Below are 13,165 nucleotides of genomic sequence, written 5' to 3' on the forward strand. Positions count from 1 at the left end.
CATCCCCGGCCCGTCCGGCGCGGACGAGACGTTTCATAGAATGAAATGGCTTTTCATAAGGATAGCGCGGCGTGGCGCGGCGTCAAGGACGCAGGCGCAGGACATCCCTGCGGCGACGGCGTGGTCCGGTGGCGGGGCGTCCTACTGGACGACGTGCAGCGGCTTTTCGAGGACGGCGAGCACCCGCCTCAGGTCGTGGCCGCGTTTCAGCACGAGGCCCGCCGTGTTGATGACGGCATAGGGCCCCTGCTTGGCCTCGGGGTTCTTCTCCACGCGGTAGAGCGGCATTTCCGAGGCGCGGCGGAAGATGGCGAAGACTGCTTTCCCCTTCAGGAAGTCGATGGCGTAGTCGCGCCACTCGCCGGCTGCGACCATGCGTCCGTAGAGCTGGAGGATCGCCTGCAACTCGCGCCGATCGAAGGAGACCCGCGGGGGGGAGGCACCGGCATTCAGGGGAATGACGGTGCCCGGAATTCGCGAATCCATGTCGGACATGAGGCTCCTTCCGGCGCTCCGGCTCGTGTCACGGTCGTTTCATGATCGGCCGGAGCGGTCGGAATGGCAACCCACCGTGCGGTGGATCAGACCGGCTTCGCCGTCCGCTCGAACAGCGGCAGGGTCTTGTACTGCCCCTTCGGCGTCAGCAGGCCTTCCTCGACCATCTTGTCGTGCTGCACCTTGGCGATGTCGTAGGCGTAGGAGCCGGCATAGAAGGCGACCGTGCCGCCGGGCTTGGTCTGGCCGACGAGGAGCTTCACCATCTGATAGTCGGTGAGGCCGCCATAGGCGTCGTTCGCCTCGGTGCGGAACTCGCCGACATGGAACAGGGTGACCACGTCGAACATCGGCAAGAGCCGCGCGTCGAGCTGGTAGATGTCGCCGAACAGGGCCTTATAGCCCCAGCCGAGCTCGGGATTCTCGACGATCATCGTCTCGTAGGTGCGGATCTCGCCGGGCGAGGCGGTGATGCCGAGGATGACGTTCTTGCGGTCCTTCTCGACGTTGTGCAGGCCGAGAATGTGGTGGCCGCCGGTGCCGAAATGGAAGATCGCCTTGCCCGACACCTCGTTCTCGTCGAGCCAGTCGCAGAAATGGACGTCGCACGGGCATTCCTTGACCCTGAGGTCCCAGAAGTGATCCCAGATGTGGAGAGACATGCTGCAGGTCCTCTTGAGCGCGCCGTGAGCGGCGGAGATGGGAGATCAGGTGACGGCGGCCGCCATCGGCCGCAGGGCGACGGAGGCGAGGCGTGCGCCGCGCTCGCCGCGGGAGAGCAGGAGCTTGCGGTCGTGCAGCGCCTCGAGGCCGGGCCTGAGGCCGACGCTGATCAGCGTCGAACCTTCGAGAGCCGCGACCAGGGTCGCCATCAGCCGCGCCTCGCCGCCCTCGTCGAGGGCGCTGGTGGCACCGTCGAGGATGACGAGATCGGGCCGCTGCACGAGCAGACGCGCGATGGCGAGGCGCTGGCGCTCGCCGTTGGACAGCGTCTGGTCCCAGCGGTCGATCTCGTCGAGGCGCTGGGAGAGATAGCCGAGACCGGCTTCGGTCAGGGCCTCGCTCAGGATGGCGTCGTCGACGGCGAGAGTCTGCGCCGGATAGAGCAGCGCGCCGCGCAGCGTCCCCGCCGGCAGATAGGCCCGTTCGGGCACGAAGGCGATGGTGCCGCCCGCCGGCAGGGCGATGGCCCCGCTCCCCCACGGCCAGAGCCCCGCCAGCGCCCGCACCAGGGTCGACTTGCCGGTGCCGCTCTCGCCGGACACCATGACCTTCTCGCCGGCCTCGATGCGGGCATGGGCCCGGTCGATCAGCACCCGGCCGCTGCGGTCCGAGATGGTGAGGTCGTCGAGCCTCACGGCGCCGGTCTCCGAGGGGACGAGAACCAGTCCGCCGGTCTGGCCGCGCTCGAAATCGCCGTCGATGTCGTCGATGGCGTTGGTCAGTTCGGTGACGCGCTGCATCGAGGCGTAGCACTGCGCTAGCGCGCGGAAATTGTCGACGAGCCAGGCGATGGCGACCTGGACCTGCAGGAAGGCGCCGGCGAGCTGGGTCACCTGTCCGAGGGTGAATTCACCCGACAGATATTTCGGCGCCGCCAGCAGCAGCGGCAGGACCGGCACGAAGACGCCGCTGCCGTTGGTCAGCCAGGTGATGTGGCCGTGGCGTCGCACGACGCCGAGCCAGCGCTGGACGAGGTCCCGATAGGTGGTCCCCAGCGCCCGCCGCTCGTCCGCCTCGCCGCGGATCAGCGCCACGCTCTCGGCGTTCTCGCGCAGCCGCGTCAGCTCGAAGCGCAGCTTGGCCTCCGCTTCGTTGCGGCGGGCGACCGCCCCCGGCAGCCGGCGACCGACCCACAGCATCAGCGCCGACATCGCGATGCCGTAGAACAGCGCCGCCAGGACCATGTAGCCGGGGATCCAGAGGGTGGCTCCGCCGATCTGCACGGTGAGCGCCCCGCCGACGACCCAGAGAACGCCGACGAAGGTCAGCGCCGAGACGATGGAGGACAGGAGGCCGATGGCGAAATCGACGATGGGTTCGGTCGCGAGCCGCGTGTCGTCGGCGATGCGGTATTCGGGGTTGGCCGGCTCGGTGCGCGCCAGGCCCATGCGGTAGTAGCGCTGGCCGCCGATCCAGCGGTCCAGCAGCGAGCCGATGAGCCACTCGCGCCAGCGCACCTGCAGGGTCTCGCGCGACAGCACGATGCCGACGCCGACGCCGGCGGCGCAAACGACAAGCCCGAGGAAGACGACCACCGCCCAGAACACGGTATGGGTGTCGGTGTTCTCGAGCGCATCGAAGAAACGCCGGTTCCACGTGTTGACGGCGAAGTTGATGCCGACGTTGACGATCAGGCAGGCGGCGAGCGCGGCGGTGAGGAACCAGGCGCGGCGCGCGGTCGCCCCCGTCCACCAGCCGGCTGCCAGGGCGAAGAAGTCTCCGAAGACCTTGCGGTCCAGACCATCGGCTGCTGAGGCGGGGGGAGACGTCAACGCTGGGGCACCCGCGAGCGGCTGAACACGACTTCGTGAGCGACACAATCCACCATTCGGCGATCGTACGCAATTACCCCAATTCCGCTTCGGCAGCGATGAACCGGCGATGAACCGCAGCTCAGCCGATGCCGAGAACGCGCAGCCAGAGGATGGAGGAGACGACCGCCAGCAGGGTGGAGAGGGCGACGGCGGTGGAAGCGATGCCCACCCCCTGGCCGTAGCGGGCGGCGAAGAGATAGGCGTTGATGCCGGCCGGCATGGCGGCGAAGAGCACGACCGTACCGGTCCAGGCGGGCGGCAGCGCGAAGACGTGGTGGGCCACGACATAGGCGATGGCCGGGTGCACGATGAGGCGCAGCGCGCAGATCATCAGCGCCACCGGCACGTCCTCGCGCCGGCCGTAGGTCTTGAGCGACAGGCCGAGGGCGATGAGCGACAGGGGGATGGTGGTGCCGGCCACCATGTCCAGCATGGAAGCGGCGACGCCTGCGGGCCTGATGCCGGCCGCCTGGAAGGCGACGCCGGCCGCCATGGCGATGATCAGCGGGTGGGTGATCAGGCCGCGCCCGAGCTTGACGAACAGCGTTCCGCCGGTGGCGGCGCGACTACCCTCCAGCATCAGCGTCGCCAAGGTCATGGTGATCGGCAGGTTCACCGCCAGCAGCATGGCGATGGGAAAGGCCGCCTCCTCGCCATAGGCCTTGAGAATGATCGGGATGCCGATCAGCACGGTGTTGGCCTGGCCGGTGGCGAGGCCGGCGATGACGGCGTCGCCATGGCTGCGCCTGAACAGTCCGGCCGCCAGCACCGTCGCCAGGCCCCAGACGATGGCCATTCCCGCGTAGTAGGCGATCCAGTAGCCCCACGGGAACACCCCGGGAAAGACCGCGGCGGTCAGCAGCTTGAACATCAGCGCTGGAGCACCGATGACGAAGAGGTAGGAGGTGAGCCCCTCGCCCGCCCGCTCGCCGATCAGCCCCGCCAGCGCCGCCGCATAGCCGAGGGCGACGAGCCCGAAGACCGGGGCGACGAGCGAGAGGAGTTCGACCATGGGGATGCGCAACTCCCTGAACAGAAAGCGCGCAATAAACCATTTCTTCGTCATTCGGCGTTAGGCCTGTCGCATGCCCGCCATGCCCGCCGGAAGAGCCGCCACACCCGCCCGGGGACCGTCCCTGAAGGTGCTGATCGCCGACGATCACGCCTTCTCGCGCGAGGTCGTGGCCCGCATCGCCAGCGCCCTCGGCCACGAGGTGACCTCCGTCGACGGCGGCCACGCCGCGCTCGAGGCCGCCGCCGTCAATGATTTCGACGTCGCCGTCATCGATCGCCGCATGCCGGACATGGACGGCGCCGCCGTCGCCATCGCCATGAAGGCGCATGCCCGCCATCCGCGCCTCGTTGCGCTGTCCGGCGACGACCCCGCCGACATGCTGCCCGGCCTCTTCGACGTGGTGCTGCAGAAGCCGGTCGAGGCATCGGTGCTGGCGCGGGCCCTCGCCGGCTGAGGCGCCGCGTCCCGGCTTGTGACAGTTGTGCAACGCACATCTGCCATTTGTTCAGCCATCTTTAAGCAAGCCCATCCTTTCATCACACTGACGGCCTGAGAACCGGCCCCGAGGTGATTCACCGCCATGTCCGTGCGTCCACTGTTGCGACCTGACGCGACGATTTCCGGACCGGTCCCGCCGGTCGTGCGACGCAAGGGCGCCCCGCGCGCCGTCCGGCCGAAGGACGTTCTCATCGTCCTCCACCAGGAACATTCGACCCCCGGAAGGGTCGGCCGCCTGCTGCAGGAGCGCGGCTTCCGGCTCGACATCCGCCGGCCGCGCTTCGGCGATCCGCTCCCGACCGACACGGCGGGCCTCGCCGGCGCCGTCATCTTCGGCGGCCCGATGAGCGCCAACGACCCCGACGACTTCGTCAAGGCCGAGACCGACTGGATCGGCCTCGCGCTGAAAGAGGAACTGCCCTTCCTCGGCATCTGCCTCGGCGCCCAGATGCTGGCCCGCCATCTCGGTGCGAAGGTCGGCTTCCACCCGGATGGCCATGTCGAGGTCGGCTACTACCCGCTCCATCCCACCGAGGCGGCGCTGCGCGAACTGCCCTGGCCCGACCACGTCTACCAGTGGCACCGCGAGGGGTTCGAGGTTCCGGCGGGCGCCGAACTGCTCGCCACCGGCGACTGCTTCGCCAACCAGGCGATCCGCGTCGGCAAGGCCGCCTACGGCATCCAGTTCCACCCCGAGGTGACGCACTGGATGATGAACCGCTGGACCACGCGCGCCCACGAGCGCATGGCCTCGCCCAATGCGCGGCCGCGGCAGGACCATTTCGACGGCCGCTACCTGCACGATCCCGGCGTGCGCCTGTGGCTCGACGCGTTCCTCGATCACTGGACGGCCCTCAAGGTCGCCTGACCGCCCGGCCGTCATGGCCATGACATCCGGCGCGGCGAGCGTCACACTCGAACCGTCCAGCGGCCGATTCGCCGGGTGTCCCGCCGACGGGAACCCCCGGTGGCCGGCCGGGAGTTGAAGACAGCGGCACCCGCGAGGGTGCCGGCGTGCAGCGCAGGGAGGTCGTCATGCCCCGCATCTTCACCGGTCTCGAGGTTCCCGAGGCCCTGCGCGAGGATCTGGCGAGGCTGCGCGGCGGCCTGATGAGCGCCCGCTGGATGGAGCCGGAGGATTACCACCTCACCCTGCGCTTCGTCGGCGACGTGGACGAGCGCACCGCCAACGAGATCGCCGACCTGCTCTATGCGGTGCGCAAGCGGTCCATCGAGGTGACGCTGACCGGCCTCGGCGCCTTCGGCGGCGACCGGCCCCGCTCCATCTTCGTGCAGGTCCGCCAGACCCAGCCTCTCATGGAGCTTCAGGCCGAGCACGAACGCATCATGCGCCGCGTCGGCCTGTCGCCCGAGCCGCGCAAGTTCGTTCCCCACATCACCCTGGCGCGCCTGTCGCGCGACGCCACGGCCCGCTCGGTCGCCGACTGGCTGGCGCTGCGCGGCCTGTTCATGAGCCGCACCTTCATCGTGCCGAGCTTCGCGCTCTTCTCCTCGAAGGAATCGGTCGGCGGCGGGCCCTATCTGGTCGAGGAGACCTATCCGCTGGCCGCCTGACGGCCCACGCCGACGACGAAAAAGGCGGCCCGCGGGCCGCCTCGTCACCTTGTGGATGAGACGAAAGCCTCAGTTGCGGGCGGCGCCCTGATTGGCCACCTGCGGCGCGACCTGCGGCTGGGCGGAGGCCGGTTCACCGTTGCCGCCGCCGAGGGCGCCCATGGCGCGGGACAGCCAGTTGCCCTGCGGCTGGGCCGGCTGAGCCGCCGGCTGGACCGGCGCGAAGGCCGTGCCGGGCAGCGCCTGAGACACCTCGCCGCCGCTCTGGCGCTGGGCGATGGTGGTGCGCATGGGCGAGGGCTGCGGGACCGGCGCGCTCATCATGGTGGTCGAGATCGAGGCCTCGAGCGTCACCGGCGTGGAGCTCGCCGAGGCGAGAGCCGGGGCCGCAGGGGCCGCCGCAGCCGCCGGGGCCGCGTCCGGCGTCGACGGCGAGCGGGCCGAGACGAGCGTCACCGGCTGGCTCTGCTGGCTCGCCAGCGAGAAGGTCGGCTCAGAGGACCCGACGCGAATTTGCCGATGGGCGAAACGGGCGGCGAAGGTGCGGTGCGTGCCGCCGTCGATGCCGGACCGCGGCGGGGCGGCGGTGATCTCCCGGGAGAGGGCGGCGACCTGCGCCATGTCGCGGGCGTTCTTGGCGGCCACCGCCTGGCGGATGGCCGGGGGCACCACATAGGCCGGGCAGCGGGCTGCCGCCTGGAAGGTCGGGCGCGGCGCCGAGGTGTCGTCGCCGATGGCGGTGAAGCGGGTGCGGATGGAGCGGGCCGAGGCCGGCGCCTCGCGCGTCACCGGCGCCATGGTGGTCACCGGCTGGTTGAGCGAGGTCGGCACCGGGGTGCGCGGCGCCGGCGCGGTTGTGACGTTGCCGCGGGCGGCACCCGTGCGGCGGGTGCCGGCCCAGGGATCGCTCGCCGCGATCATCTCGCGCGTTTCGGTCGTTCCGCCGGCCTGCGCCAGCACCGACTGCGGCGAGACGGCGTTGAACACGTAGCGGCGCTCGCAGACGTCGACCTGCGGCTCCTGGCGCGTCACCTCGAAATGGTCGTGGCCTTCCTTCAGGTTCTTCCAGAAGGCCATGTGCGGGTTGTTGCGATGGCGCGCCATGTTGCGCGGCGTCATGCGGAACGGATAGGCCTGGACCTGGAAGCTCTCCTGGCCGCCCTGCAGCGCCTCGCGGGCCAGGGCATAGACCTCGGCGATGGCCTCGTCCGTCATGGCGTAACAGCCGCGCGACGAGCAGTCGCCGTGCACCATCAGATGCGAGCCGGTGCGGCCATAGGAGCGGTCGAACTGGTTGGGGAAGCCCATGTTGAAGGCGAGGTAATAGGACGAGCGCGGATTCATCAGACCCATGTTGATCTGGTAGAACCCTTCCGGCGACTGCCGGTCGCCCTCCCGCACCTTCGGGCCGAGATCGCCGGAATAGTTGCAGATCGGATAGGTCTTGAAGAGCGCGTAGCGACCGCTCGCATCGCGCTTCCACACCTCCAGCTCGGCCTCTTCCTTGAAGATGCGCATCAGCACCGGCGAGGTGCGCGTCATTCCCTTGACGTTCAGCTCCTCGAGGACGGCCTGGGCCAGCGGCGCATTGCCGCGGTTGGGATCGTTGCGCGACAGGGTCTGGCCCTGGCAGCCCGCCAGGAGCACGGCGCAGGCCGCGGCCGACAGCGCCAGCCGCCAGCCGCCGAGACGGTTGGACCGCGAGATTGCCACCTGGGGAATGCCGGCCGTCTGCTGCAATGCTCTGCTCCGAAACGGGGCGCGAGAAGCCCCACGAACGGTGTCAGCTTGGCGCTGCTGATCCTTAACGGACCCTTGAAAACGACCGATAGCGTCAACCCGAGGTTACTGCAACCCGCCGAAAATCCGACCGAGGGTTAATGATTTCCACCGGACGGTCACAGATGGGTGATGGTGCGGTCAGGAAGACGGCCAAACCATGGCGGCGCACGCCGGCGGCGCCTCAGATCGCCCGGCCGATGGCCAGGAACTTGTCCCGCCGCAGCCGCCGGATCTCCTCGCCCGGCAGGCCGGAAAGGCCCTGGAGCGAGGCCTCGATCGCGTCGCCGACCCGCTGCACCGCGAGGTCGGGGTCGCGGTGGGCGCCGCCCACCGGTTCCTGAACGATCTGGTCGATCACCCCGAACCGCATCAGGTCCTGCGCCGTGATCTTCATGTTGGTCGCCGCTTCCTGCGCCTTGGTCGTGTCGCGCCACAGGATCGATGCGGCGCCTTCCGGCGAGATGACGCTGTAGATGGCATGTTCCAGCATCATCACCCTGTTGGCGGTGGCGATGGCAATGGCGCCGCCCGAGCCGCCCTCGCCGATGATGACGGCGATGTTGGGTACGCCGAGCCCCAGGCTGCAGTCGGTGGAGCGGGCGATGGCCTCGGCCTGGCCGCGCTCCTCGGCGCCGATGCCCGGATAGGCGCCGGCGGTGTCGACCAGCGACACCACGGGAATGTCGAAGCGCTGGGCGGTCTCCATGAGGCGCACCGCCTTGCGGTAGCCCTCCGGGCGCGCCATGCCGAAATTGTGCCGGATGCGCGTCTCGGTCGTGTCGCCGCGCTCGTGGCCCATGATGCAGATGCTCTGGCCGCGGAACCGGCCGAAGCCGCCGATGATCGCCTCGTCCTCGCCGAACGCCCGGTCGCCGGCGAGCGGGGTGAAGTCCTCGACCAGCTTGGCGATGTAGTCGAGCGTGTGGGGACGGCCGGGATGGCGGGCGACCAGCGTCTTCTGCCAGGGCGTGAGGCCCTGGTAGAGGTCCTTCAGCGCCTGGTCGGCCTTCTGCTCCAGCCGCGTCACCTCTTCGGTGATGGAGACGCCGCCGTCGCGGGCGGCGACCTCCCGCAGCTCCTCGACCTTGGATTCGAGTTCGGCGATCGGCTTTTCGAAATCGAGGTAGCTGCGCATCGGCAAGGTGCGGCCCGGAACCTGTGAGCATCGGCCCGCTGGGGGCCGGGGGGACGGCCCCGAGGGGCCCGATGAAGCGCGAGCACATGCCCCTCGGCACAGGGCAAGTCAAGGACGGACCTGTCCTAGTCCTCGTTGCCGAGGGGGTGCAGGTCGCGCACGAGGCTCTTCAGGCGCTCGTCCAGCACATGGGTATAGATCTGTGTCGTCGCAATGTCGGCATGGCCGAGCAACTGTTGCACGGCGCGCAGGTCGGCCCCGTTCTGCAGGAGGTGGCTGGCGAAGGCGTGACGCAGCACGTGCGGCGACACCTTGGCCGCCGACAGCCCGGCGGCACCCGCCACGCCCTTCAACTCGCGCCCCACGTGCTGGCGCGTCAGATGGCCGCTCTCGCCTGAGGAGGGAAAGAGCCATTTCGACGGGCCGAGCCCGGCCTCCTCGCGCAGGGCGAGATAGGCCGCCATGGCGTCCTTGGCCGCGGCGTTGAGGGGAACGATGCGCTCCTTGTTGCCCTTGCCGCGCACCACGAGGAAGCGCTGGTCGCGCCGCGCCGCCCCGACAGGAAGCGCAATCAGCTCCGACACGCGCATGCCCGTCGCGTAGAGGAGTTCGAGGAGGCAGGTGAGCCGCGCCGCCCGGAGCCGCTCGCTAACCGGCCGGGCCGCGTCGTCCAGACCCTCGCGGGCGACGGCGAGCAGGCGGTCGACCTCGGCGAGTCCCAGCGTCTTCGGCAGCGGCCGTCCGCGCTTCGGCCCCTCCAGCACCGCCGCGGGATCCTCGCCGCTCAGCCCCTCCCCGTAGAGGAAGCGGTGGAGCTGTCGCACCGCCGACAGCCGGCGGGCGACGGAGGCGGTCTTCAGGCCCCGCCCCTGGCAGTCGGCGAGATAGTCGCGGATCGTCGCCGTGGTCGCTGTCTTCGGACCGGTGCCCATGGCGGCGAGGAAGGATTCGTAGTCGTCGAGGTCGCGGCGATAGGCCTCGAGCGTATTGCGGGCGGCACCCCGCTCGGCCGCCATCATGTCGAGGAAGAGGTCGATCTCCCCCGCCATCGCTAGCGGCGCGGCTGCAGGCGGGCGGGCGGCACCTGCACGCTCATCTCCCGCGGTTCCGGCTCGACCAGATAGGCGAGCGCCAGCATGCCCGAGAAGCCGAGGCCGGCGAGCACGATCAGGATCGTCAGAAAACGGAACAGCGTCGGCATGAAGGCAGGCGTCCTCGTCCGAATCGGTTTGGACCATCAAAGCCGCTCGCGGGCAAGGTGCAAGCATCCGGCGACCGGCTACCGGCGCCTCCCGCCGCCGTTGCAAGCAGTGGACAGCCGGCTGCTGCCGCTTTCCGCCGCGACGCCTGCCTTCTATGGTCCGCCGCGCGAGGACCCATGACGCTGAAGATCGCCACCTGGAACATCAATTCCGTCCGCCTGCGCATCGAGACGGTCGCCCGTTTCGTCGCCCAGCACCAGCCCGACGTGCTCTGCCTGCAGGAGACCAAGTGCATGGACGGCCAGTTCCCGCTGGCCGACGTACGCCGCATGGGCTTCGAGCACGTCGCGATCCACGGCCAGAAGGGCTATCACGGCGTCGCCGTCTTCTCCCGCCACGGCCTCGTCGACATCGACCGCCGCGCCTTCTGCGGCAAGAACGACGCCCGCCACATCGCCGTCACCCTCGCCGACGGCCCCGGAGCGGGCGTGCGCATCCACAATTTCTACGTCCCCGCCGGCGGTGACGAGCCGGACCCGGCCGTCAACGAGAAATTCGCCCACAAGCTCGGCTTCCTCGACGAGATGCAGGCCTGGGACGCTCTCCGGGTCGGCGCCGGCACGGCCAAGACGGTCCTCGTCGGCGACCTCAACATAGCCCCCCTCGAGCACGACGTGTGGAGTTCCAAGCAGCTCACCAAGGTCGTCTCCCACACGCCGCTGGAGCGCCGCCGGCTCACCGAGGTCGCGAACGCCGGCGGCTGGGTGGACATGATGCGGGCGCTGACCCCCGAGCCGCAGAAGCTCTACACCTGGTGGAGCTACCGCGCGGCCGACTGGGCCGCCGCCGACAGGGGCCGCCGCCTCGACCACGTCTGGCTGAGCCCGGCGCTCGCCCCCGCCATGCGGCAGGTGGAGATCCTGCGCGAGGCGCGCGGCTGGGACCGGCCCTCCGACCACGTGCCGGTGATCGCGACGCTGTCCCCGTGACGGTGCGGCCCCATTTTTGTTGCGCTGCATCACCCGAAGGCCCTATGGCGGCGCCGGGGTGGTTTCGTTGACACCCTGCGGGGCCGCTTCTAGGGTGCGCGCCCGGTCGAAATGACTTTCAAATCCGATTATCCGAGCGAAAAATCACCCGCTCGGGGAGGGACACGATGAAGATCCTTGTGCCCGTGAAGCGGGTCGTCGATTACAATGTGAAGATCCGCGTGAAGCCCGACGGCTCCGGGGTCGAACTCGCCAACGTGAAGATGTCGATGAATCCCTTCGACGAGATCGCCGTCGAGGAGGCCATCCGTCTGAAGGAGAAGGGTGCGGCGACCGAGATCGTCGTCGTCTCCATCGGTGCCCAGGGCGCTGCCGAGACGATCCGCACGGCGCTGGCCATGGGCGCCGACCGCGGCATCCACGTGAAGACCGACGCCACAGTCGAACCGCTCGCCGTCGCCAAGATCCTCAAGGGCGTGGTGGGCGAGGAGCAGCCCGGCCTCGTTATCCTCGGCAAGCAGGCCATCGACGACGACGCCAACCAGACCGGCCAGATGCTGGCCGCCCTCCTCGGCTGGCCGCAGGGCACCTTCGCCTCGAAGGTCGAGCTCGCCGCCGATTCCGTCTCCGTTACCCGCGAGGTCGACGGCGGCCTGCAGACGGTGAAGCTGAAGACCCCGGCCATCGTCACCACCGACCTGCGCCTCAACGAGCCGCGCTACGCCTCGCTGCCGAACATCATGAAGGCGAAGAAGAAGCCGATCGACGAGAAGGCGCCGGACGCCTACGGCGTCGACGTCGCGCCCCGCCTGAAGGTCCTCAAGACCGCCGAGCCGGGCGGCCGCCAAGCGGGCGTCAAGGTCGCCTCCGTCGCCGAACTCGTCGGCAAGCTCAAGAACGAAGCCGGGGTGCTCTGATGGCCACGCTCCTCCTCGCCGAACACGACAACGCCTCGCTGAAGGACCCGACGCTGAAGGCGCTGACCGCCGCCGTCGCGCTCGGCGCGCCGGTCACAGTGCTCGTCGCCGGTTCCGGCTGCCAGGCCGCCGCCGAGGCCGCCTCCAAGCTCTCGGGCGTCGCCAAGGTGCTGGTCGCAGACAATGCGGCCTATGCCAACCTCCTCGCCGAGCCGACCGCCGACCTCATCGTCTCGCTGGCCGGCGGCTATGACGCGCTCGTCGCGCCGTCCACGGCCAACGGCAAGAACATCATGCCGCGCGTCGCCGCCCTGCTCGACGTGATGCAGATTTCCGACATCACCAAGGTGGTCTCGCCCGACACGTTCGAGCGGCCGATCTATGCCGGCAACGCCATCCAGACCGTGCAGTCGACCGACGCCAAGAAGGTCATCACCGTGCGCACCGCCTCCTTCCAGGCAGCGGGTGCGGGCGGCTCGGCCCCGATCGAGGCGGCGGCGGCCGCCGCCGATCCGGGCCTCTCGACCTTCGCCGGCGAGGAGATCGCCAAGTCCGACCGTCCCGAGCTCGGCGCCGCCAAGATCATCATCTCCGGCGGCCGCGCGCTCGGCTCCAAGGAGAACTTCGCCAAGGTGATCGAGCCCGTCGCCGACAAGCTCGGCGCCGCCATGGGCGCCTCGCGCGCCGCGGTGGACGCCGGCTACGCGCCGAACGACTGGCAGGTCGGCCAGACCGGCAAGGTCGTCGCCCCCGAGCTCTACATCGCCGTCGGCATTTCCGGTGCCATCCAGCACCTCGCCGGCATGAAGGACTCCAAGGTGATCGTCGCCATCAACAAGGACGAGGAGGCGCCGATCTTTCAGGTCGCCGATTACGGCCTGGTCGGCGATCTCTTCACCATCCTGCCCGAACTCGAGAAAGAGCTCGGCAAGTAAGTTTGACATCCGGCGGGCGGGGAGCCATCTCCGCCCGTCGTCTTGTTCGCGGTCGGGATGGCGTCGGCGGCGGGACCGTCGTAGA

General features: G+C 69.4%; 14 protein-coding genes. 6 read left to right on the forward strand and 8 right to left on the reverse strand.

The window, feature by feature from the left end; genetic code table 11:
- Positions 1–141: 141 nt before the first annotated feature.
- The 4 genes from C6569_RS16680 to C6569_RS16695 form a co-directional block, all read right to left on the reverse strand.
- A complete protein-coding gene (locus C6569_RS16680; RefSeq protein ID WP_106749930.1) occupies positions 142–495 on the reverse strand; it encodes a DUF2794 domain-containing protein in 354 nt (117 codons plus the stop codon).
- A gap of 86 nt (positions 496–581) precedes the next feature.
- Complete coding sequence (locus C6569_RS16685; protein WP_106749931.1) at positions 582–1,157, reverse strand: hypothetical protein; 576 nt, start codon at positions 1,155–1,157, stop codon at positions 582–584.
- 45 nt (positions 1,158–1,202) lie between these two features.
- The gene (locus C6569_RS16690) at positions 1,203–2,990 is read right to left on the reverse strand and encodes an ABC transporter ATP-binding protein/permease (RefSeq protein WP_181313792.1); all 1,788 of its coding nucleotides are present in this window, start codon (positions 2,988–2,990) and stop codon (positions 1,203–1,205) included.
- 121 nt (positions 2,991–3,111) lie between these two features.
- Positions 3,112–4,044 (reverse strand): AEC family transporter, encoded by a 933-nt coding sequence (locus C6569_RS16695; RefSeq protein WP_181313793.1) that lies wholly within the window; start codon positions 4,042–4,044, stop codon positions 3,112–3,114.
- A gap of 82 nt (positions 4,045–4,126) precedes the next feature.
- Between C6569_RS16695 and C6569_RS16700 the strand changes: the two genes are divergently transcribed.
- The 3 genes from C6569_RS16700 (at position 4,127) to thpR (ending at position 6,120) form a co-directional block, all read left to right on the forward strand.
- Positions 4,127–4,501: a response regulator gene (locus tag C6569_RS16700; protein ID WP_181313794.1), complete on the forward strand. Its 375-nt coding sequence runs from the start codon at positions 4,127–4,129 to the stop codon at positions 4,499–4,501.
- 126 nt (positions 4,502–4,627) lie between these two features.
- Positions 4,628–5,413 carry a glutamine amidotransferase gene (locus C6569_RS16705; protein WP_106749935.1) on the forward strand — a complete coding sequence of 262 codons (786 nt, stop codon included), beginning with the start codon at positions 4,628–4,630 and terminating at the stop codon, positions 5,411–5,413.
- Between the two features lie 167 nt (positions 5,414–5,580).
- Positions 5,581–6,120, forward strand: a complete 540-nt coding sequence (gene thpR / locus C6569_RS16710; protein ID WP_106749936.1) for an RNA 2',3'-cyclic phosphodiesterase — start codon at positions 5,581–5,583, stop codon at positions 6,118–6,120.
- Between the two features lie 69 nt (positions 6,121–6,189).
- Here the strand turns inward: thpR and C6569_RS22280 are convergent, their stop codons facing one another.
- From C6569_RS22280 to C6569_RS16730, 4 genes are all read right to left on the reverse strand, one after another.
- Positions 6,190–7,860: a L,D-transpeptidase family protein gene (locus C6569_RS22280; RefSeq protein ID WP_425440681.1), complete on the reverse strand. Its 1,671-nt coding sequence runs from the start codon at positions 7,858–7,860 to the stop codon at positions 6,190–6,192.
- Between the two features lie 223 nt (positions 7,861–8,083).
- On the reverse strand, positions 8,084–9,037 hold the full coding sequence (locus tag C6569_RS16720) for an acetyl-CoA carboxylase carboxyltransferase subunit alpha (RefSeq protein WP_106749937.1): 954 nt from the start codon (positions 9,035–9,037) through the stop codon (positions 8,084–8,086).
- Between the two features lie 125 nt (positions 9,038–9,162).
- The gene (locus C6569_RS16725; protein ID WP_106749938.1) at positions 9,163–10,086 is read right to left on the reverse strand and encodes a site-specific tyrosine recombinase XerD; all 924 of its coding nucleotides are present in this window, start codon (positions 10,084–10,086) and stop codon (positions 9,163–9,165) included.
- Between the two features lie 2 nt (positions 10,087–10,088).
- The gene (locus tag C6569_RS16730) at positions 10,089–10,238 is read right to left on the reverse strand and encodes a histidine kinase (RefSeq protein WP_106749939.1); all 150 of its coding nucleotides are present in this window, start codon (positions 10,236–10,238) and stop codon (positions 10,089–10,091) included.
- 177 nt (positions 10,239–10,415) lie between these two features.
- Between C6569_RS16730 and xth the strand changes: the two genes are divergently transcribed.
- From xth to C6569_RS16745, 3 genes are all read left to right on the forward strand, one after another.
- The gene (xth, locus tag C6569_RS16735; protein WP_106749940.1) at positions 10,416–11,228 is read left to right on the forward strand and encodes an exodeoxyribonuclease III; all 813 of its coding nucleotides are present in this window, start codon (positions 10,416–10,418) and stop codon (positions 11,226–11,228) included.
- 167 nt (positions 11,229–11,395) lie between these two features.
- Positions 11,396–12,145: an electron transfer flavoprotein subunit beta/FixA family protein gene (locus tag C6569_RS16740; protein WP_106749941.1), complete on the forward strand. Its 750-nt coding sequence runs from the start codon at positions 11,396–11,398 to the stop codon at positions 12,143–12,145.
- A complete protein-coding gene (locus tag C6569_RS16745; protein ID WP_106749942.1) occupies positions 12,145–13,080 on the forward strand; it encodes an electron transfer flavoprotein subunit alpha/FixB family protein in 936 nt (311 codons plus the stop codon). Before C6569_RS16740 ends, C6569_RS16745 begins: the two co-directional genes overlap by 1 nt.
- Positions 13,081–13,165: the final 85 nt, after the last annotated feature.

The sequence above is a fragment of the Phreatobacter cathodiphilus genome (genome assembly GCF_003008515.1).
Lineage (GTDB): Bacteria > Pseudomonadota > Alphaproteobacteria > Rhizobiales > Phreatobacteraceae > Phreatobacter > Phreatobacter cathodiphilus.

Coding starts and splice junctions, on each gene's coding strand:
- C6569_RS16680 (WP_106749930.1), bottom strand. CDS start 495: ATGTCCGACATGGATTCGCGAATTCCGGGCACCGTCATTCCCCTGAAT.
- C6569_RS16685 (WP_106749931.1), bottom strand. CDS start 1,157: ATGTCTCTCCACATCTGGGATCACTTCTGGGACCTCAGGGTCAAGGAA.
- C6569_RS16695 (WP_181313793.1), bottom strand. CDS start 4,044: ATGGTCGAACTCCTCTCGCTCGTCGCCCCGGTCTTCGGGCTCGTCGCC.
- C6569_RS16700 (WP_181313794.1), top strand. CDS start 4,127: ATGCCCGCCGGAAGAGCCGCCACACCCGCCCGGGGACCGTCCCTGAAG.
- C6569_RS16705 (WP_106749935.1), top strand. CDS start 4,628: ATGTCCGTGCGTCCACTGTTGCGACCTGACGCGACGATTTCCGGACCG.
- thpR (WP_106749936.1), top strand. CDS start 5,581: ATGCCCCGCATCTTCACCGGTCTCGAGGTTCCCGAGGCCCTGCGCGAG.
- C6569_RS16720 (WP_106749937.1), bottom strand. CDS start 9,037: ATGCGCAGCTACCTCGATTTCGAAAAGCCGATCGCCGAACTCGAATCC.
- C6569_RS16725 (WP_106749938.1), bottom strand. CDS start 10,086: ATGGCGGGGGAGATCGACCTCTTCCTCGACATGATGGCGGCCGAGCGG.
- C6569_RS16730 (WP_106749939.1), bottom strand. CDS start 10,238: ATGCCGACGCTGTTCCGTTTTCTGACGATCCTGATCGTGCTCGCCGGC.
- xth (WP_106749940.1), top strand. CDS start 10,416: ATGACGCTGAAGATCGCCACCTGGAACATCAATTCCGTCCGCCTGCGC.
- C6569_RS16740 (WP_106749941.1), top strand. CDS start 11,396: ATGAAGATCCTTGTGCCCGTGAAGCGGGTCGTCGATTACAATGTGAAG.
- C6569_RS16745 (WP_106749942.1), top strand. CDS start 12,145: ATGGCCACGCTCCTCCTCGCCGAACACGACAACGCCTCGCTGAAGGAC.